This is a genomic window from Aliiglaciecola lipolytica, from assembly GCF_018860635.1.
GTDB lineage: Bacteria > Pseudomonadota > Gammaproteobacteria > Enterobacterales > Alteromonadaceae > Aliiglaciecola > Aliiglaciecola lipolytica_A.
The window spans coordinates 63,519-85,128 of the sequence record NZ_JAHKPT010000021.1 but is presented as its reverse complement, the minus strand read 5'-3'; the positions used below and the strand labels follow the sequence as shown (position 1 = coordinate 85,128).

Sequence of the window (21,610 nt, the reverse complement as noted above, 5' to 3'; positions counted from 1 at the left end):
CAAATGAGTATTTTGTGAGTGATATCACAAATGGTGGATAGTGTATAACTTCAGAAATGAAAAATACAGGTTGAAAACAAGACTAGAGAGTAAATAGATAACACCTGGTTTACCAGTTGTCTGAAAAAGCCCCGTTCTTTTTGCATAAACCGTCCCACAAACCACACAACATAAACTTAATGCGTTCTAATTTACGGTCTTGTAATAAACTGTTGGCAAAAAATCGAATGGGTAACACACAAATATTGCGCATTTTCCAATATCGAGGCACATACCCACGTCTCGTTAAAAGCAGCACATTGCGAAACTGATAGTAAAGTCGAATAGGACTACCCACTTTGTAAGTAATGCCTGCAAATTTGCTACGAGAATCACCTAAGCGGTGAATCATCTCAACCTTATCTGCAATGGCTACCATTAAATTTTGTTGCTTCGCGCGCCAGCACCATTCGTGATCAACACCATCAATAAACAACGTCTCATCTTTGTAACCAATGGCATCGAGTTTAGATAAGTCGATCATCATTCCTGAGGAAATAATTTGGGTTACGCACACGATCTCATCGTACACTAAGACTTCACGTTGCACTCTGGGTTTAACGGTCTTTTCAGAAAATGAGCAGATAATGCGCGGCCCAATGGCCACCACTGGACGATTTTCGACCTTAGATGCCACCAGCAGCGATGACAACCTAAATGCAAAGTCGTCGTCTATGGTGCTATCTTGGTCTAACAACATCCCGAATTCACACCCCGAAGAGCGTAAGTCGCGCAAGCCCACATTGTGAGCTGCAGCAATACCTATATTATTGGGGAAATGATGGTAATGCATATTGGATTTATCAAACAGCAGTTCAGTGGCAACAGGAGAATTATCCACAATCGAAACCACATCCACTTGTTGCAAAACTGTCTCAAGTAGATCCTGGGTAATACCCATATCTGGTTTGTATAAAATGACGGTAGCGCCTATCACTCGTGTCTAACCCGCTTATTCAAAAGGTAGCGGTCTATCTTATACGCTAATTTAACAATTTTGGAAGGCATTAGACGTAAAAAGAGTACCGCAAAAGCGTAAACAATATTGCCAATACTATAACGCTTTAACACTTTCATAGCGTAAAAACGTGCTTTAAATTCATTGATTGATTTGCTCAAGCCGCGACGTTTATAGAAGTCATTGACTCGTCTAAACTCAAGCAGTGGCTCCGGAAGGTTAGCAAATTTGTAGCCCGCAGCACAAAGCTCAGCCCACAAAAAATAATCTTGGGTGTTTTGCAAGTCTTCACGGTAACGATAACCTTGTTGGAAAACTTCCATTCTAACGACGACAGTCGGATGATTGATTGCACAACGTTTCGGTAAAATTCGAAAAATATCACCGTGTTTTTTAGGCAGCTTTCGCTTACCCACTTTTTTCCCATTCTCGTTTATTTCAACCAAAGAAGTGCCCAATACTTGCGTTTTTTGATGCGTCTTCAGAAATTTGATTTGTTTTTCAAAACGATCCGAAAGGGAAATGTCATCAGCATCCATTCTGAAAAAGAACTCTGCAGATGGCATATTATTTAATGTCCAATCGATGACGTAGTTCATACAACTACTTAAACCAACATTCACCGAAGAATCAATTAACAGGATATTATTCCGCGTAGTGCTTAGTTGTTTGAGATAACTAAAAACATCTTTTTTAACTTCACCGTCTAACACGATTACCAGCAGAAACCCTTGGTAACTTTGACAAAGAACACTCTCAATCGATTGCTTTACCCAATTTAAGTGATCATCAATGTAAACACCCATGCCGACGACAGAATCAATCGGCTCGACCAAATTAATTCGAGTTATTGGGGTAAATTGATTTTTCAAATGAGATTACAGCCTATTTCGGGTGATATTAACTACGGGATATATCGTTGACCGCGCAGTATATCAAAAATAACGAGCATTACATCAGAGTTTCTAACGACAGCAGCTCAATTGAACAATTCTGAGCTAATGAAATACTATTCAACAAGTAGTTTTTTGAGCTGCTTATCAAAAGATGCCATCGCGTTTAGCTTTACTTGTTGATTTTCCGTTTGCAGGCTTTGGTAATGAGTCCGATACAATTCTATATCTTGTTTAGCTATCTGAATAAAATCATTTAGACAAAATGATGACGTATCAAGCCCTATTTGCGCAGTTAGAAACTCAACTAAAGACTGAGGGTCTAACATGCTAATGGCGGAACCATGGGCCGCTCGATTGCTTTTTTTAGGAATAAATAATGATGGTAACGTTGTAACCTGAGTGAAAAATTTAAAAGACTTTACCCGCGGACGCAGAATGGAAGTAAACACAGCATCACACATTGGACGGCGTCCGAGCACATAAATCTTTGCTTTAAGCTCGCTTAACAACTCTAATATATGCAACCCTCCGCCTTCAGCAAATATAATCTCCTTTGCACTTTTGTATATTTCAAGCTGCTCAAGCAGTGAATGATCTTGGGGATAGAATATCTGGTAACCTTGGCTTGCAAAATAATTTTCTATGTAACTCTCAGCTGCATAGGCTCCACGAAATTTAAAATGAATCCGACTTACATAGACTTTTTCAAATTGTGTCCTTGTCCCAAGTATATTATTACGACGTTCACAGCGATTAAGAAACTGTAAATATGCGCTTCCCACTGACTTTTGAGAACGGAAAAAACTCGCTTGCTCAGGCACGACTATTTTTTCATATGTCGATGGACTAAACAGATACTTTATTTTTCTCTCAGGAATCCCCAAATAATCAAGAGTTTGTAAAAAGATTGACGGTAATTTAAATTTGAATTGCCGCAACCAAGGAAACTTAGCCGGCGTCTGTGGAAGAACAATAACTTGCTTAATAGGCTCTCCAAGTCCCTGTGTAACATACTCATATCCCCAAGCCCGATGAGTGCACTCCGCCAAAAAATGCCCAAAATTGTTGAACACAGGTCCCAAATACAGATATTTCCCGTTATTTTTGCGGCTTTTCACGTCACATTTTGCAAGAAAAACGTCGTTTGTGGCTAGATCAAGTTCTTGGCTATTCTGAAAGACGGTCTTTCCTCTAAATTGTCCTGCAAAATCCGGTTTATTGGGATGCAAAATACCGCCATTCACCTTTCCTGGACTACTGCCTGGACTCATGGGAATAACCTGTGCATTTTCTAACACACAGAATCTTGCTGAGGGAGCGATATCTGTTGGTAAGACCTTTTCTTTACTCAATTTGGCTTTCTTTGTTTATTCTTTAATTGAAAAATTTTCACGCTTGAGCGTTAAATTTGAGTTGTACGCAGGATCATGCACAATATAAGTGTGCCAGGTTTCTTGTAAATACGTCAGTTCACTTTCAAATCGAGCTCTTTTTTGTGCAGTATCATCAAGTCCTCGAGATATAGACTCATGATGATAAAGTACGGCTTCTGCACAATAGAGATTTCTTCGACCTAACTGCAAAACCCGCAAACAAAAATCCACATCATTAAAAGCGACAGTTAAATCGGTTTCATTTAAACCATTTACAGCTAAATAATCTGACTTTTTAACCAATAAACAAGCTGCGGTCACTGCGCTAAAATTATGAGATGCAATTAAGCGATTCAAATATCCTGGGTGATAACGAGGAAAATACTTGTGAGCATGACCTGCACCGCCCCCGTATCCCATCACTACTCCGGCATGTTGAATACGATTATCGGGATAAAGTAATTTAGCGCCAACACAACCGATATCTTCTCGTATGACATGACCGACCATGAAATCAAGCCAGTCGGCTGAAATAACTTCAATATCATTGTTGACTAAGCCAACCACACTTCCGTTTGCGTGGTTTACTGCAAAATTGTTAATCGCGGAATAGTTAAAATCAAAGGGATATTTTAACACTCGCACTTTTGCTTCATTTTCATTTAACTGCTCAAAGTAAGCTAATGAATCTGCATCATCTGAATTATTATCCACCAACAAAATTTCGTAGTTAGCGTAACTTGTTTTAGAAATAATCGAATCAATACAGTTTTTTACCAATTCTTTGGCATTTTTAGTGGGAATAATAAGGGAAACCAATGGCCCGTCTGAAATATCCCACTTAACTTGTGCAACCTCGCTACTATCACTATTGTTAGAAGTGAATTTAGGATAGTTTAAACTTGATAACTGCTTTTCCCAATTGTCTTGATTTTTGACACTCTTGTGCACCAAACTAAATGGAATATGAACGATAGGTATAGAGAAGTTTCTCAGATAGTTGTCAGCCAACCAAATTGCCAACAGCGAAGTTGATGTGTTTTTATTCGCGAAGTGACAAAACCTATTAACGACATCAACACCACTTATCATTACCCCCGTTTTTATATAACCAGTAGCTAACTGTAGATCCGGATTCCAATCTGGATAAAACTCGGCAGAATGACGCACGTTCGATTTATCATAATAATCCACATCGCAGTAAACAATTTTGTTTTCTTGAGGGTCAGCTAAATAGCTATGCATCAGCGTAATAGCTTGGGAGTGAACAAGGTCTCCGCCAGACAATATAAAAAGTGGTATTGAACGTTCATTATCAACTAATTGGGTTAAATCGAAAATGCTATTTCCAGATGACAGATTTAGCTCATCAGCCACTTGTCCTACTGACTTTTGACGCCCTGTAACATATACCCGACGAATACCTGTAAAGTTTAATAGCGCTTCAATTGTACTTTTATCGGATTTATATTTACCGGTTAATACCACCAAACAATTAACTTGAATATTATGATCACAATTTTCGAGTTTTTTAGCTATTTCAGCGTTTTGCTTTTTTATCGTTTTCACATAAAGTTTTTGTAGTTTTTGGGGTGAAGGAAAACCATAAAACAAGCCAGATTTTTGCAAACTTTTACTATAAAGATTAAACAGCCAAATGTTTTTTCGCATGCTCTTTCTAACTTGAGCAGGAAATAGTCCTACAAAAAATTTAATTACACGCATTAGGTGCTTTCGCGGTTTATTATTCAATAACATTCTTCTTATAAATTAATTGTAATCAATAAGTGATAGACACTATTTGATTATGCTTTTTAATGCATTTATTGCTTTTTTAATCCGAAAACGCAATTGATAAACTCGATGCATATATTTGTATTTTGAAGCGCATGAGTTAATAAATAGCAATTGAAAAGTTCTGTCCTCAGATGCTTTCGAGTTCTGTATTTGTTTAACCAGTAAGTAATAATCAACTTTCAGTTGATTTTGCAAATAATCGCATACTGCTAAGAAATCCGTTTTATTTAACCCTTGCTTAAAAAACGGTTTCGGTACAGGTGATTTCATGTCTGCAACTAATGCCTGTAGACAACTTGCATTTAAATCTCGCGCGAAATTTTCAATAATAGAGGAATAATAAATACTATCTTCAACATATTTTGTGGATGGAATAAGGGAGTAATGGCTTGTTCCCCCTGTATAGCCCTGCAGTGCTCGGTCTACTAACACTTGATAATCGTGCAGTTCAAACTGGTTAAACCATCTTTTAAATTCCAATGCTTCAAACTGATAAGAACTATTCACCATGGGTAATGTAGCTCTCACATCTACCCCTAACACTGAAAGCAAATCTGAAACAATGTTGCCATTTTTGAAATATTTATCACCATATACCCGCAAATATAAATCATCAGCTTTAAACTGTGTAATAAATTCAACAAACCTATCCATGTAAGGCAGGCGTTTGCTTCTATCGACATTTATTGTTTGAACTTGAAAGTGTCGTTTAACAGATTGGTTATACGTCGACTCCTTAATTTCCATGGGGTTTCTTATGTATGCAATAAAGTTCGCATCTGGAATCGCCCGTTTAAGCTCCTCCATTCTTCTGAAAAAGAATTCTGATGATAAAAGCAAAGTTGTAAAATCACTTTTGTAGAATCCATCCAACAATTTAGAAAGGTTATCGGTGTTTAAACTTAATTGTTTATTTGCGTTAATGTCATAGATAGACCTGACGTTTCCGGAGCTAACGCCATTAGAATCAACATTGTGAGAAGGGTAAAAAATTCCGTTTTCTTTTAAAAAATCTTGATTACTATTCAGCCACTTTTGAACTGCTGAAGTACCCGTTTTAGGGGGACCAACATGTATGTAAACGTTTTTTATCAATTCAACATCCTGATAATGACTCATTCAAGCATAAAACATTTGGAAAAGAGAGTTATGCTCAGAGCTTTTAATCTATAGCAAAATACTTGATACAGAGGCGAAACCGCGAGATGCGGCATTTTAGCTTGTAATGGGAGGGAAAAAAAGTAGAGAACGATTATAGGTTAATTTAAATTCACGTGAATTAGCCGAGCCATGATTTTTCTTTTCCTTTACTTAAGGCTTTAAGTCCTTCACTTGCATTTAGACCAGTATCATTGATCAGTTTTTTATATTTTAAACTTAGCTTATGTCTAGATTTGTCATACAAAGCACCATCAAAATTTACATTCTCAATAACCGTTTCTAAAGTAGTCGCACGCGTGACTTTGTCAAGTGAATAGGTAGGCAAAGCCATGATATCTGCTAATTCTTGCGTCCTAGAATCGTGGGGCATAAATACACTAGGCGTGCCGGCTTGTAACGCAAGCATATTTCCGTGAAGCCTAGTTCCAATCGATAGATCAAATTGATGCAGCTGATACATCCATTCATTTACATCAAAGTAGGATACAAACTGATTACTCACTATTTTTTTGAAGTAGGAAAGCGAAACTGAGGGTGCTAAAAGGTTATGTACTCGTCTAGTCAATTGCGTATCGATATGTTTAGTGTCTCTGTGGGAAAGTTTCAAAAGATCGAGGGGCGCTTGGTTAACAATTTCAGTATTGCGCCCCATCGTCCAATTAAACATGACGCGAACTTTTTCAGCAAGTTTTTGGGTAATATCTATATTAAGCACTAATTTTTCAACATCAGTCATTGTTGAAAACTTTTGTGATATATCCTGCCCCAGTGTTTTCGAAGGGTTAGTGAAATTTGACGGACAGCCTAATACTTCAACATTAGTAACATTGTTTTCGTTTAACACCTGAGCGGTATAGTCGCCTCTTACGCCTATTTTAACCGCACGCTCAGATATCACTTTTAAAAAGCGCTTGGTTCCAGCATTAAAACTTAACTTTTTGCTCATATCTGAAGCTTGAGCCCCTAAACCACAAATTAGTAGAGGCGTATCGGCTTTATCAATTAAATCAGCTAACCCCCCCATATCCCAATCAGGATTGAGTTGATTTGCAGCAGGAAAAACCAGCACATCGTAGTCATTCTTAACTTTTTTAGGGTCGAAAGACCATCCGAAATAATCTTTAGGATCAGCGATATGTTGACTCATTGCATACCAAAATGCCAGATTGCCGGTATTTAACCCCACTTCTTTAAATAGACTTTCTACTGGTTTATTAAAACTATTTTCAATAAAGCCGGGACGTCCAATAAAGGCCACTTTTTTATGTTTCATACTCAGACAACTGTTATTTTGAGAATAGTTGAGAGAGTAAGTAGATTAGATGAACTTTAAATTACAAAAATATGACATTTAAATTACTAACAGACATCAGACAGCCTGACTATTTAGCCAAATAATGAAACTAACCGTCTTAAAAACGACGATTTTAATTTCTGCTGTTCAAGTAAAAGTGTAATAATTTCAACATGTTGAATATCTGAACTTGAATGGTGCTTTAGTCGTTCACAAATGTCATCAAACACCTGGGGGTGATGCTCAATAAAATACTGACATATTTCTTTAACATTGCACCGACTTATATTTTGTTCATGATATGGCTTAGATTGGCGATTTTTTAAAAAAGAAATAAGCGCTTTACCATTTACGACCTTGTATTGATGAACGAAGTCTCTTGTATTATCCAGAGATTGTTTTTGATAACGGTTAAATAGCGATTCAGGTAAAAGAGAAAATTGCTTATCCCCTCCATCGTAGGCTTGTAAAGCTTGGTCGATTGCCCCATCAATTTCTTCTAAGTTGAATTGATTAAGCCACCTCTTGAACTCCAACGCATCAAATGTATATGAACTATTGGTATTGCTTTTCGACGATTTTAGAGAGGGCAGATTAACAGCTGAGCAAAAATCCTCAATCAAATCGTAGTCACGGCTAGACAAATAAGCACGTAATATAAATCGCTTTCTTCCAAGTTTTTCAACGGCCTCTGTCAATAAGTTTAAAGTAGTCAGATGAAGGTTTTTGCCAAATTCTACTGGTGTTGTGCGCATATGCCTTTTGACAGACTGATTATACGACGATTCAAAGGTTTCCAAAGGGCAGCGAATATAAGCAATTAATTTCGCATTTGGAATAAGCTCTGCAATTTCATTAGTTAAATAAAAAAAATACTCGGAACTAAGTAAAAGGGTGTGAGCTTCCGACAATTTAAATCGCTCTAAAAGGTCAGAAACCTTACTTCGACTAACGTTCCATTTACCATCTTGGTCCAAATCAAGAATAGACGTTAGGTTTCCAGAACTTATGCCATTAGGGCCAATTTCATGCTCTGGATAATCTACCCCATGTTGTAATAATAGATCGCGATTATTACTGAGAGCTTTTTGCACAGCCGAGGTGCCGCTTTTGGGCGGGCCAATATGGATAAGTATTGTCTTATTCATTAATGATAACTGACTCAAAAAACCAATGGCTATTCAGCGCTTGAACTAATAACTTCAATGATTTCGGTGGTGGATATAGATGGCGTCCTAGGTAAATAGACCACTTCACAAATGTCTTTCAAATGATCAAACTTTCCTTCCCAGTCATCCCCCATCACCAAAACATCGGCTTTATAATACTGAATATATTCAGCTTTCTTCTCAAGAGACTCTTCGGGAAAGCACAGGTTTACATAGCGAAGACTGTTGATAATCTTCATTCTATCGTTTTGGTTATATACAGGATTTCTTCCTTTCTTCGAAAAGTTAAGTTTATCTGTAGACACACCAACGATTAAACAATCTCCATGCATAGAAGCGCGTTGAAGAAGATTAATGTGCCCAACATGAAACACATCAAAAGTACCAAAAGTTATTACTGTTCTCATTAATTCTCTAATCAATTAAAAATAAAGAAACGCAAAATCTTGTTTCGCTTTGCCCCAATTAAACGTCCAAAGTGGATCTGGGTTACGCCAGTTATCACCGTAGTTTAACACTAATAAGGGTTCAGGGTTCTGTGGAAAATACAAAATATTGCCGTTAATACTTTGTTTACTCAAAGGCAATACGGCGTCAATAGGAACTTCTTTTCTTCCTATTGGATTCATGCTGCACTTACCTTCTTCGGTGAACCCTGTAAAGATATCTAAGTTTAATCCGCCTGGCGTGGTACACCAATAATGTGCAATACCAGAAGGGGAAAGTCTGCAACCTTTTTCCGTTAAAAATGCAACAAGCCTTTTTCTTTCTTCAAGTATAGCCTGCTCGCCCTGTTCTTTACTAATATAACAAATATCGACATCATCATCGTGACCAATTAATTTGCCATCACGCACTAAACCTAAAAGCGTCCCAGAAGACACAAAAGCCGGTACGCCAAACTCTTCATTTAACCACTTTAGTAGTATTGAAAGCTCGCGAAAAACTTTGTTTTTTTCCGCATCCGTTTTTAAATCAAAGGTCTTCATAAAACCATGAGGTCCAAAAGCAACCCCTTTACTTTTTACTAACTGATTAATTAGTCTATGAAAAGATAAGGCTTTTTCATCTTGTTCTAGGTTTTTTAGTTTTTTCAAATACGCTGCCGGAGGGCCTGGGTTCAATATTCCGGCATGGAGTAGTGCTTGCTCAAATTCTGACAAACTACCGTCTTTATAGGTTTTTATAAAACCCCAGTTATCATGAACTAAGTGCCAATGTCTTAGATCTCTTGACGTTTCCACTTTCAAGCTCAAAGCTCGAGTAAAAAATTCTCCTTCCCTGTTATAGACAACGATTTTAGCTAAATTGCGGATTGAACCTAAGTCTATTACTAACCAAGGATTGTGTTCACGTTTGGTATGAAATCCAGCGCCACCATTCTTTTTGCCATTTATAGCACCTTGGCCATTATATTTTTCTTCATCATTGTAAGTAGAACTAATGATTGTATTTTTATTTGGTGCTACGTTTCGGCCAGCTTGATTAAAGATTTCTATTGCATCTAGGTGAAATGAAGACTCAACCTGCAAGCTTAAGCGAATGAAACGCGCTTTGTTGCTGGTCTCAATAACAAGTGGATCGTTACTCTTAACCCCTTTAAATTCTCTAAGCGGATTGTTAGCTAAATAACTACTCACCTCGTTAAGAATCTTTTGTTCATCCTCAACTGGTGTATCAGATGACGTTGCTTTTTTTCTAAAAAACATATGTTTCCTGCTTTAAATTACGGATCTACAACTCAAATGTAGGATCCGGAGTTACCCACCCTTTGCCATAGCGATCCTCAAGAAACGCTTCTATCTTAGCTGGTGCGTAAAATTCATGACCACAAAACTCCAATGTAGAAATGGGCTCCAATAAACTGCGTTTCACTTCCCGAGTTTGGTAACCTTCCATGTGTGTCCATACAAGATTTGGCTTGTCAGGGATTCGATAAATCATAAACAAATCCATATCGAAGTCTTCGAAATAACAATGCAAGTTTAAACTAGTCGGTGTGGGTGGGCGACATGGCACTCCCAACTGTCGCAAAGTTTCTGCCCATTGCTTAGTAGCATCTAGATAATCAGTATCGGCGGGTAAATCAACTATAACTGCCAAATCAATATCATCATCATGGGGAAGAAAGTCTCCATCTCGATGAATACCTAGCAAAGTTCCGTAGCACGGAAAAGCTTGTAGGTTGAGATTTTCATCTAAGAAGTTCGTGAAGCGTTTCATCCTATCCGCCAAAAACGCAGAATCGATGTGTTCAAAAGGTATAGTTAATCCATGACGAGTGTAAATTACCGGTGGCAAAAAACTAGCGCTGCTTCCCCCCCGCTCAACGCCCTCGTAAAACGACGGCAACAAATCTCTATTGGCTCTTAAAAGAGGCTTCACTGTACGAGCCTGACTCATACGATAAGTTGCCAAAAAATGCCCTAATTGTTCAACAAACACATGGTCCCAAGTTTCACCTAACAGCCACTCTTGAGCCGTTAGTAATGCAAGTCTTGCTGCAAAACGTTCAAACGTAGATTCAATGGATTGCCAGGTTTTATTATCCGCAGATACTTGAATTTGACGCTGAACAAATGCGTCTCCACTATAAAAATCATCACACCATAGTTCTACTTTTTTAATATCCCCTTTCGATTCAACAGGAATATTAAATATGTGTGGATGCTGAAGCGTCCAAATACACTTATTATTTTGAAAATGCGCTTCCATAAAATCAGGATCATGTTCTTCTAATAAAGTGGAAGTGCTACCGTCAAGTCTAACTTTTAGGGTTACAGGACGCATTAGCTTGCGTCGGTATCCTATTACCCTAAGGTACTTCGCATCTGCAGGTACAGTGACAACTAACGCTTTATCAAGTTCGTTAGGTAAATCAGGCGTGTCACTTTCGATTAAGGTTTGACACTTTTGTAAACAAGTTAACAATGACCCGCGCTTCTCGGCGTCAATAGTGTTATCCGTTAAATATTCAACAAACTTTTGCTCGATTTCAGTTGCTTGATTTTTTAAACCTTTCGAATTAAGAAAATCCGTACATTTTTCCAGTAATGGCAATCCCCAATCGTAAAACGCCTGCTTAGCGCCTTTCTTAATGACATTACCTGCCTGAAAAACTATTTTATCTTTTTCATTTAGACAAGAGAGCAGCATACTTTTAGACCGAACACCCCACTTGTCTTTACGATTGTAAAACTCAATGAAAGCCACATGATGAACTTTATCGAATTTAACTATCCACCATGGTTTAATCTCTCGTTTAGAATGAACAGAAACCGAATTAGCACCATCCCCTAACATTGCCTGAGTTGGATCGGGGAGCACCTTAGAGACACTACTCATTTGGCATTCATAATCGCTAGTAACCTTATACAGCTTATTGTTGTCATCCCTGGCCCAAATAGCTATATGGTTAAAGTTTAGAACTTCGTTATACTCCGCAATTAATGATAGTCGAACAGCTTTAACTGGCATCTCTACATGAAACCTATGGGCCGCAACATTTCTAAATGGACCATAAACAAGGCCTGGAAGGCCACTTTTTAGCAATAAGGCATCTTTGCTCTGTTTAACGGAATAGAGATCCGAAAAAGACATTAATTTTGAATTTTTTTGAGCTTTGAACTTATCTCGACCTAATCGAATACGCCTAGAAAGTCCTTTTTTCAATCTGCTTATCATTGGGGATGAAATTTACACTTATTTTAAAAACGGGCTAGTATACCGAAATGTCATATAACTGCCATAAATATGCAACATTTATATGCAACTTAGTATTTAAATTGTGTGTAAATACCCGAAAATTGTATGGTTGTGCATGTCGAATTTTATCAACCAATAAAAAGTAATGAAAAAATTTAAACTCTTATCCTTTAGGAATGCTGGAATTAAGCCAATTTCACACTTAACTTTTACCGATGGGTTATACGCTTAAGGGGAAAGCATAGCTGGATCTCTATAAATTGCTGGACATTCCCCACCTTGGTTCATGACTAAGCTTCTCGTCAAAGGTCCCATGACTGCGTGATATTTAGCCTTTTTACTTATTTGTAGTGCCTGCTCCGTTCCAAATGAGCCAGCCCCTCATACAATTCAATTATTCTGGACACGGAATATAATTGAGCCTACCGCAATATAAGTTGGCTTTTTAAGAAGTTCCTTATCTGGATCAGGCGCAACTCTTACCAGTTATGTTTCTTTACCGTTAAGCGTGCTAAATAGTCATGGTGCAAGTAGATCTCCAAAATTAGATGCCTGCAACCAATAAGTAAGAGGAACGTACTCCCGTTAAAAAGCGACTTAAACAATTTAAAAACCTAACAAATGAGTTAACCGCTAAAATCACCATTTGAGAAATAGAATTTAAAGTAGTGGAGCGTTCTGGCCACTTGTAGCCGATAATATAAGACAAAATAATATCGGCTGTTGGAATTGAAAGAACGAAACTTAACTTAGAAGGTTTAAAATTAACTCACTAGATTTTTTATCAAATACGCTGAAAAGTTTAATATTTGTTTTTCTGACAATTTAGGAATATTTTTTAGTTGCTCTTCAGATGGCATCTCAGTAAAAAGCAGCCCATCCTCTCTCCCCAAAAACTCTCGAGCTATACCACTGTTCCCCTCGTTAAACCCATCTAAAAAACTACTCGCCTCACTAAAATCAAAAAAGACCGCTTTTTCGCGCTCATTATCACTTCTTTCTTTGTCATACTGAGATAAAGTTGCAGCTATTTTTTTATTAATTGTTGGTGGTAACTTTTTTGCATTCAACAATCGTTTAAATTCCATTGTATCAGAGCAATACGATTCATTAATTTGATTTACTAGCGGTTCAAACTTTTCATTCCACTTTAATCCAATAGTGTGAACAAAATCCTTAAGTAAATCGCCTTCAATTAACTGCGAACGCTCAACCACTCTGACCCTAATATCATTTGTCAGTGCTTTCCACTTTGTACACTGCTTGTAAAGGTCAAAATTATAGTGACTATCTTCGTTTATAGTACCACTGAAGGTACCTTGCTTAACCATCTGACTATAAACAGATTGCTTCAGTAAGTCTTGCCGCCTTAAATAAATAATTATGACTAGCTGAGTGTTTGAGGGCAGTAATGACGTAATCATTGGATAATTAACTTGTTTTGTTTGGGTAAAGTTTTCGGACGAAATAATTACTTGGTTAACGTCATCCTTGGCTAGTTCTGAACGCACGAAGTCTGCAACCATTTTCACCTGATGAGGCTGTTTATTCTTGATCATCGCAGGAACCCAGTGGACTCCCGCCTTACCTTTTCGGGTATAAACTGCGGTTCCCTGTTCTTTTAGTATCTCAATATTCTTCATTAAGAAAGATTGAATAGAAGATGTTCCGGTTTTATGTAAACCGACATGTAAGATTAATTGTTTCATTGAAAACTCTATTATTGGCGAGTGCGAAACGCACTTCTCGCAGAAAAATGCTAGCGAATGAATGTGTCGCTAGCGATGGATATGAAAAAGACTAATAATTAGGCACAAGTCTAAGAAACCTTTCTATTGATTGCCCAATGACAATATCAGGTTGAAATTTATCGATAAGTTTATTGTTAAAATCACCAGACCACACAAATTGACATTCTGAGAAATATTGTGAAAACCACCAAGTTAAGTGATGTTGTTTAGTTCCCATTTCACAAAATGAGTTCCCAAAAATCAACACCTTTTTTTCGAAAATAGCGTCTGGATTAACCCAATGTATATGCCTTCCCATGTGGGCTTTGTTAGCAGGAATAAATTTATATTTCACTTGGCGATCAAACTTGGGTATGTCATTAGTTGTCTCAAACTCTTCCCAAAACGTAAATGGGTAATACTTTCTGCCCAAATCACCACTTAATTGTTTTGAAACTCTAAACTGAGGTTCTGAATCTAAAGTTAAGCCCAAATACTTCACGAGCTCTTTGAATAAATAATATGTACCTTTTGCATTTAGATGACTATCTGTCTTAAAAAACAAATCGCTCCCATCGTACTCTGCAAAAGCGTCAACCATTGAGAAATAAAAACTGCGATCTGATTCTTCTATTGATTTAAGCAATTGAGAAGGACCGTCAATATTCCGATAATAGTGTTGGGTCATTAAGGTTTGTTTTTCGGGGATGACAAACTGAACATAACGATAATTTGCTCCTTCTGCTCTTTCTTTTCTGGTTGAAAATAACGCTAACCACTTTGGGACTTTCTCTATATGAATATCATTGTTCTGAAATAACTCATCAACCTTGTTAGAGCCACCATGAAGAAAAAGATGACCTGACTTTCCGGTAATTGCAACACCACTTTTAGATTTCAACCCAGCCTGCAGATGGAATGCTGAAATATCCTTACAAAGTAATTCCGTCATCTTTTCTTCGATATTTTTATTTGTGCCCGATTCTGAAGAGTTTAGAAGAGTTAATGCTTCCTTAGAGGGTAAAGTTTCAGCATTTACTAGTTTCTGGGAAACCATTTTATTCAGGAAGTACACTGAGCATGAAGGCTCAGCTAAGGCAACGCTTACTTGAGCAAGAAAATGTGGTTCGAGCCTATTTTGCCCATCAATATAAAAGAAAGAGGTAGCAGACAAATCCACAAGTTGTTGTTTGAAACTGATCCTGAAACCGAACAGGTTCGCAGCGTTTTGTGCCTCAAAGTTAGCTCGATGAAACAAACGCACTTTTATGTCAACTACCCGACCACTTTCAATTACCTGAAAATTACACGCCTTCGGGTTGTCATCATTTTGGGGAACAATCCAACCAGATATTTGATTGCAGTCGAGTCGCTCAACGATAAAACCTGTTGTTTTTTGAGTCGCAAACTTATGAACAATGGCTTGCTTGATTCTTCGCAGCATTCAGCTCTAATCCCTTAAATTACCGTTACATTCCAAAAACACAAAGAACAATGCTAAAAACAAACTAGCAATATATTGATAAATGACGGTCTACACACTCTTCGATACTCATAGGAGCTTTAATATTAGCTGCTAGTTGGTTTCGTAGACGCCTATCATTTACACACAAACTCATTTTATCAGCTAAATCAAATGGGCTACCATCTCTGAAATGCAACCCGTCAACACCATCTTCAACTTTTTCTTTCATACCACCAATATCACTCACAATTAGAGGTACACCGCAATTGAATGCCTCTTGAATCACCATGGGAGAGTTTTCCCACCAAATCGATGGTACAACTGCCCAATCAACTGAAGACAAGATAGACGGCATCTCCTGCGGTTCATAAGCGCCATGAAAATGCACACGGGCTCCATATTTATTCATCAGAGTTTTAACTTTTTGCTGATAACTTCCTGTTTGATGCTCTAAATTGGCACCATGAATTTCTATCACAACTTGCTTTTTAACTTGTTTAGTTAACCCCGCTAGTGCGCCTATCAACACATCAATTCCTTTGTAGGGGTTAATCTGACCGAAGAAAGCGAATTTTACTGGTCTGAAATCATTATCCGCTTGACTTACGGTTGTATTTTTTTGAATGCAATTTTGGCCGTTCTCAATGACAGAAATTGTACTTTCGTCAATCCCCCAATCAATATAGCGTTTGGCTAAAAAAGCTGATGGAGAGACAAAGTGATCAACATTTTGAAAAAGACGCTTAATGTATTTTTCACGAAGAAAGAAATCTCCTGGCTGTTTTTCAGGGAAACAGCTATGGCAATCTCGTGAAGTGGCTTTATAACAAAGTTTACCATTGGTTTTAACCATCAACCCCTTGTTGTGACAAATGGCTAAATATTCATGAAGAGTAAGAACAATCCTAGCATTTGGTAAAGACAGTTTAATTTCTTCAAGTATCTCAATTCCCAGTAAGAAGTAGTGATGTAAATGAACTACATCGGGTTTGATAAGTAACAGTAAGTCTCTAAACTCCTGCCACATATGCCGAGTTTTGATGTTTGAAAATAAAAAGCCATCATCCATAGTCGTGTGAAATAAGATTTCACGAGCGCTATTTCTCTGTGAAAAAGCAGCACCGCCGTGGGGAGTCTGATCGGTCCGTGCTAGAAAATAGGCGTCGACACCTTGCTTCAGATGTTCCTGAAACATATTGTAGGCAGCCATCTCAGCACCGCCTTTATTCAGGTCTGGGTGACCATGAGAAATGATTAATAAGCGCTTCCCTTGTAAACTACTCATGCAGAGACCTCCTGAATCAAATTACGCCACTTATTTGCTTGATATGCTCCATTTGCTAAGGTCAATTTAAATTTCCAATCTCCACTATCCACTAAATCTTGGGATAAACGCTCCAAATGATAGAGTTTAATTTTTCCGGATACATACACTTTAAAGCCCCTGTCGATGACTTTTAAGCAAAGGTCTGAATCCTCAAAATCTCCCAACACATACATAGGGTCAAAGCCTTCTAACTCCCTATATAATTTTGTAGTCATTAGCATACAAGCCCCCGTTGTAATTGGAGATGGGAAAACATCTTCCAATGGCACTAAATCCACTGGTACGCCTTTAAATGGATGGTGATTCATCCAAATTCCTGGATAGTGGGAGTCTTCTCTGAATTCCATTCCTGCGTGCTGAATTGTTTCATCCTCATAGGTAAGCGTTGCCCCCATAATTCCGGCATCATCTATTGACGAGAACTGCTCCAGATAAACTTCAAGCCATCTATTTTGCTTTGGCAAAATATCCGAATTAAGTAACAATAAATGCTCTGATGTGGCAAATTCCACACCTAAATTATTGGCACCGGCAAAACCTCGATTACGTTCAGACAAAACTAACTTAAACGGGTGTCTAAACGTTTTAAATAAGCCATGGGCAGTAATCAAAACTTCCCGTTGTAATGCGGGATCATCGAGTACATAAATAACTTCCACTGCAGACATAAAAGGATCCGCAGCAAAATTAGCTAACTGATGCTGCATAAAATCGTAACGGCCATAAAGAGGAATGACAACGCTCACTTTCGGCTCGTCAATTTCATCACCAAAAACCTTTAATTCTCGGTTGTTATTCTTAGATTGCTTGGCTTTCCAAATGCGATGAATTTCTGGTAACGCTTCAGAATGTAAAGTTTCTAAAGCACCTACTTTAGCAATATCAACTCCCTGCAAAATGCTTTTTATTTTCTCAACGTCTTTGTCTCGATTTCTTATTATCAGACTACTGGATGAATTAGAACCCGTTAAAGATATTCCATAATTTTCTACAAACTTCTTTGCTTCATCTTGGCGAACGGGAACATGGCTTAAGATTTCAGTAACGTTATTTGCTTGCTTAAAATTCAACTTCGACATACCAAACTGGGTTTGCGAGTGGCTTAGAGATATATTATCTAAATCACCAGAAACTCCTGAGAGCACAGCTAAAAATCCAAGGCAACTGCTATCGCTAGGTAACTGAAATCGTTGAACCACATCGCTTCTAGAAAAGGTGAACAAATCAAGTTCTAACTTTTGCCCGTTAAAATGGGCTTCGATCATATTAGCACTAAGACTTGCACTTTTATGTGCCGCCCATCCTAGTATTAAAACCATATTCCCTTGGCTGATGATAAAATCCACGTGTAACAGTGCATCTTTAGATAATTTCCTTTTTAACGAATTTTTAAGCCGATTAAGCAAAGTTATTAACTCCTAAGTACAACATAATAGATACCCCATCATAACTACCAAACTGATTTATATTTCAAATTCTCATCTACCGGAATAGCGTTAATAGCAACTATTTAACCTTTTTATATTTTTAAAGGTTTTTAATTCAACGCTAAGGGTATTAAATTACAAGAAATTTCACTGACAGCTCTTCTGAATGGATTTTATAAATGATACATTACGTCGGTTTTTAAATCATTAATTAAGTAGGTAAAGGATGTCTGAAACAGCACAGTTTGTGATTGAAGACTTCACCGCAGGATTTCTTTCTGGTTGGTATTTCAATAACACTCCTTCATCAGAATCGTCTTCTTTTCAAATAGAAATCAATGGCAAAGTTATAGGTACTGGTGAAGCGTCCCTTTTCAGACAGGATCTAAAAGATGCAGGGTTTACCGATGGTTGTCATGCATTTCGAGTTTTCATCGACGATAAAATAACTGAATATGGTGAACTTTCAATTAGATTGTGTTCAGAAACTGGTGACAAAGTAGAAGGTAATAGCTTCCTTTTTGAAAGGACAGAACCCACATTTGAAATGGATTTAAAGTTTAAAGATTCTTTCAACTTTATTTTTAATGTTCAGTCGGACCAAGCATACCCAAATCTTCGTTTGCAGCTAAATGCCGGAAATAAACTCGTTTATTTCCAACATCTGAATGTAATTACAGGTAATAACCAAGTATCAGTTTCAATTCCAACTGAATTATTAGATGGAATTGAACGACTGTACACCATAGGGTTAGAGGGCAGCTCTAACGCTTTATGGCAAGGACATGCAAAATTTTCTCCGATAATTACTCCCAGAGAGCACCTTAAAAACCCTCACAAGGCAACACGATTAATTAGCGACTGCGCGCAAGCCGCGTTTCGATATGAATCACTAAAATTGTGGTTCGATGAAAAGTTAGATTTGGCTACTCTTAACAATATTCATAATGCTCATAGCGTTTTGTGTGAGGGTTGGAATAATCGAAAAGAATACCCCAAACTAAGCTTACCTAAATTCGATAAACCTTTGGTAAGCATAATTATTCCCGCTTATAATAAGTTTGAATTAACTTATCATTGTATTGCCTCACTAATACTTGCTTATAACAAAACACCATTTGAAGTGATCTTAGCGGATGACTGTTCTACTGATGAAACAGAAGAGGCAGAAATTTATATAGAAAACCTGATAGTCTCCCGAAATGAAAAAAATCTAATGTTCCTTCGCAACTGCAACAAAGCAGCAGAAATTTGCCAAGGAGAGTATCTTTTATTTTTAAATAATGACACAGAAGTCACATCATGTTGGTTAGATGAATTAATCGAAGTTATTTCATCGAATGACGATTGCGGCATTGTGGGAAGCAAGCTCCTTAACGAAGATGGAACATTACAAGAAGCTGGCGGAATCGTTTGGGCTTCTTGCAATCCTTGGAATGTAGGAAACGGTGACAACCCAAATAAGCCGGAATATAACTATATGCGCCATGCTGATTATTTAAGTGGAGCTTCACTTTGTATTCGAAGAGATATTTGGGACAAAGTTGAAGGTTTTAGTGATTATTTAGCCCCAGCATATTTTGAAGACACTGATATAGCATTCAAAGTGCGAGAAGCAGGATATTCAACGCTGTATGTTCCTAGCTCAGAGGTATTTCATTTCGAAGGAATGACTAATGGTAGAGATCTCAATAGTGGTGTTAAGAAAAACCAAGTAGTTAATTTCAACAAATTCGCAAAGCGCTGGTCATCAGAAGTAAGATACAATGGACAAGCAAGTATTGAGAACTTGCAGATTGAAAAAGATCGTAATATTCAAAAGCGTATTCTAGTTATTGATTACACAGCACCTGATCCTAGCAGAGATGCAGGATCATATGCCGCCATTCAAGAAATAAAGTTGATGCAATCACTGGGCTTTAAAGTGACGTTTACAACAGACAATCTTGCTCACTTAGGGGAATTGACTACCAAGCTTCAAAAAATGGGAGTCGAAGTGCTCTATGCGCCTTTTTATATATCTATTGATAGTATGTTAGCAAAGCGTTTAAAAGAGATGGATGCTGTTTATATTACTCGATATTACGTTGCACAGAGCTTTGTTGACAGAATAAAGAGTCTTCAACCATCTATACCAATATTGTTTAATAACGCAGATCTACATTTCTTACGAGAATTACGCTCGGCAAAAAGTGATGAAGATAGATCAAAAGCGATAAAAACTCGTGAAGATGAATTGAATATATGCAAAAAAGTAGACGCTATCTTATGTTATAACAACACAGAGCATGCTGTTATTGCATCTCATATATTGGAGCAAGGAAACTTCCATATAACCCCCTGGGTACTCGAAAGTAAAACTGCAGGTCCTAGTTTCGAAGAACGAGAAGGAATAGCATTTCTTGGAGGTTATGGCCACCAACCAAATGTAGAGGCAGTAGAATATTTAGTAGAAAAAATCATGCCTTTACTGCTAACAAGCCGTCCAGATATAAAACTGTATGTTTACGGCAGTAAAATGCCTAAGTCCTTCGATGACTATGAGTGCGAAAATATTGAAATCGTCGGGTTTGCTAAAAGCCTAGACGATGTATTTCATAAGCACAGAGTTTTTGTTGCTCCTCTTCTATCAGGTTCAGGTATAAAGGGAAAAGTTTTAGAAGCGATGGCTTATCAGGTACCCTGTGTCTTAAGCGATGTAGCTGCTGAAGGGACTGGCCTAACTAACGGATTGAACACTTTAATCGCAAAAGAGCCGCAAGAGTGGGTTGATGAAATAATCAAATTATATGATGACCAAAAACTTTGGCAAAGTTTTGCCGAAAATAGTCAATTATTAGCCAAAGAGAACTATTCTTTCGAACATGGTGTGAAACAATTTAAGACAATTTTTGAATCAGTAGGAATTTATAGTTGCCGGTAGCTATTACAGGTCGGATGCAGCTAAGAGTTTATCTTAGCTGTAGCTTAATATCCTGAATCAAAGAAACTAATATTTCAACAGTGCACAGCTAACCTGAAACAGGGTAAGGTTAAATGCAAACGGACATTTACGCCTGAATTTTCGACAAAATATTACTTACCACTACTCTCAGGTTAGAGTTTTCCGATTGTGCACAATTCGAAATAAATTTAGCAAATACAGCATTGCTGGCGTAGAGTGCCCACATGAGATTTTAAGCAAGCAATTATATCCTTGTCTCTTCGCTGCCGTAGAAATTCAATTAATCGATCGCTATGTTTCGGCCTCTTGGAAGGTCAAATTTGTT

Annotated in this window: 15 protein-coding genes; 1 reads left to right on the top strand and 14 read right to left on the bottom strand. The window is 37.6% G+C overall.

Annotated elements, in window-relative coordinates; genetic code table 11:
• Positions 1–109: 109 nt before the first annotated feature.
• From KO530_RS08885 to KO530_RS08820, 14 genes are all read right to left on the bottom strand, one after another.
• Positions 110–976, bottom strand: coding sequence for a glycosyltransferase family 2 protein (locus tag KO530_RS08885; protein WP_216048069.1), 867 nt, complete (start codon positions 974–976; stop codon positions 110–112).
• A complete protein-coding gene (locus KO530_RS08880; RefSeq protein WP_216048068.1) occupies positions 973–1,869 on the bottom strand; it encodes a glycosyltransferase in 897 nt (298 codons plus the stop codon). Before KO530_RS08880 ends, KO530_RS08885 begins: the two co-directional genes overlap by 4 nt.
• Before the next feature lie 137 nt (positions 1,870–2,006).
• Positions 2,007–3,245 (bottom strand): glycosyltransferase 61 family protein, encoded by a 1,239-nt coding sequence (locus KO530_RS08875; protein WP_216048067.1) that lies wholly within the window; start codon positions 3,243–3,245, stop codon positions 2,007–2,009.
• A 15-nt stretch (positions 3,246–3,260) separates the two neighbouring features.
• The gene (locus KO530_RS08870) at positions 3,261–4,937 is read right to left on the bottom strand and encodes a glycosyltransferase family 2 protein (protein ID WP_252729063.1); all 1,677 of its coding nucleotides are present in this window, start codon (positions 4,935–4,937) and stop codon (positions 3,261–3,263) included.
• 126 nt (positions 4,938–5,063) lie between these two features.
• Positions 5,064–6,182, bottom strand: a complete 1,119-nt coding sequence (locus KO530_RS08865; protein WP_216048065.1) for a hypothetical protein — start codon at positions 6,180–6,182, stop codon at positions 5,064–5,066.
• 160 nt (positions 6,183–6,342) lie between these two features.
• Positions 6,343–7,497 carry a polysaccharide pyruvyl transferase family protein gene (locus tag KO530_RS08860; protein ID WP_216048064.1) on the bottom strand — a complete coding sequence of 385 codons (1,155 nt, stop codon included), beginning with the start codon at positions 7,495–7,497 and terminating at the stop codon, positions 6,343–6,345.
• A gap of 113 nt (positions 7,498–7,610) precedes the next feature.
• Positions 7,611–8,666, bottom strand: coding sequence for a hypothetical protein (locus KO530_RS08855; RefSeq protein WP_216048063.1), 1,056 nt, complete (start codon positions 8,664–8,666; stop codon positions 7,611–7,613).
• Between the two features lie 29 nt (positions 8,667–8,695).
• Positions 8,696–9,094: an adenylyltransferase/cytidyltransferase family protein gene (locus KO530_RS08850; protein WP_216048062.1), complete on the bottom strand. Its 399-nt coding sequence runs from the start codon at positions 9,092–9,094 to the stop codon at positions 8,696–8,698.
• Positions 9,095–9,109: 15 nt separating this feature from the next.
• Positions 9,110–10,396: a discoidin domain-containing protein gene (locus KO530_RS08845; RefSeq protein WP_216048061.1), complete on the bottom strand. Its 1,287-nt coding sequence runs from the start codon at positions 10,394–10,396 to the stop codon at positions 9,110–9,112.
• 25 nt (positions 10,397–10,421) lie between these two features.
• Positions 10,422–12,359 carry a LicD family protein gene (locus KO530_RS08840; RefSeq protein WP_216048060.1) on the bottom strand — a complete coding sequence of 646 codons (1,938 nt, stop codon included), beginning with the start codon at positions 12,357–12,359 and terminating at the stop codon, positions 10,422–10,424.
• 797 nt (positions 12,360–13,156) lie between these two features.
• Positions 13,157–14,101, bottom strand: coding sequence for a hypothetical protein (locus KO530_RS08835; RefSeq protein ID WP_216048059.1), 945 nt, complete (start codon positions 14,099–14,101; stop codon positions 13,157–13,159).
• A 91-nt stretch (positions 14,102–14,192) separates the two neighbouring features.
• Positions 14,193–15,566 carry a hypothetical protein gene (locus KO530_RS08830; protein ID WP_216048058.1) on the bottom strand — a complete coding sequence of 458 codons (1,374 nt, stop codon included), beginning with the start codon at positions 15,564–15,566 and terminating at the stop codon, positions 14,193–14,195.
• Positions 15,567–15,630: 64 nt separating this feature from the next.
• On the bottom strand, positions 15,631–16,872 hold the full coding sequence (locus KO530_RS08825; RefSeq protein WP_216048057.1) for a glycosyltransferase family 4 protein: 1,242 nt from the start codon (positions 16,870–16,872) through the stop codon (positions 15,631–15,633).
• A complete protein-coding gene (locus KO530_RS08820) occupies positions 16,869–18,320 on the bottom strand; it encodes a glycosyltransferase family 2 protein (RefSeq protein ID WP_216048056.1) in 1,452 nt (483 codons plus the stop codon). Before KO530_RS08820 ends, KO530_RS08825 begins: the two co-directional genes overlap by 4 nt.
• A 268-nt stretch (positions 18,321–18,588) precedes the next feature.
• Here KO530_RS08820 and KO530_RS08815 point away from each other — a divergent pair, with 268 nt between their 5' ends.
• Positions 18,589–21,264 (top strand): glycosyltransferase, encoded by a 2,676-nt coding sequence (locus KO530_RS08815; RefSeq protein WP_216048055.1) that lies wholly within the window; start codon positions 18,589–18,591, stop codon positions 21,262–21,264.
• The last annotated feature ends 346 nt before the right edge of the window (positions 21,265–21,610 follow it).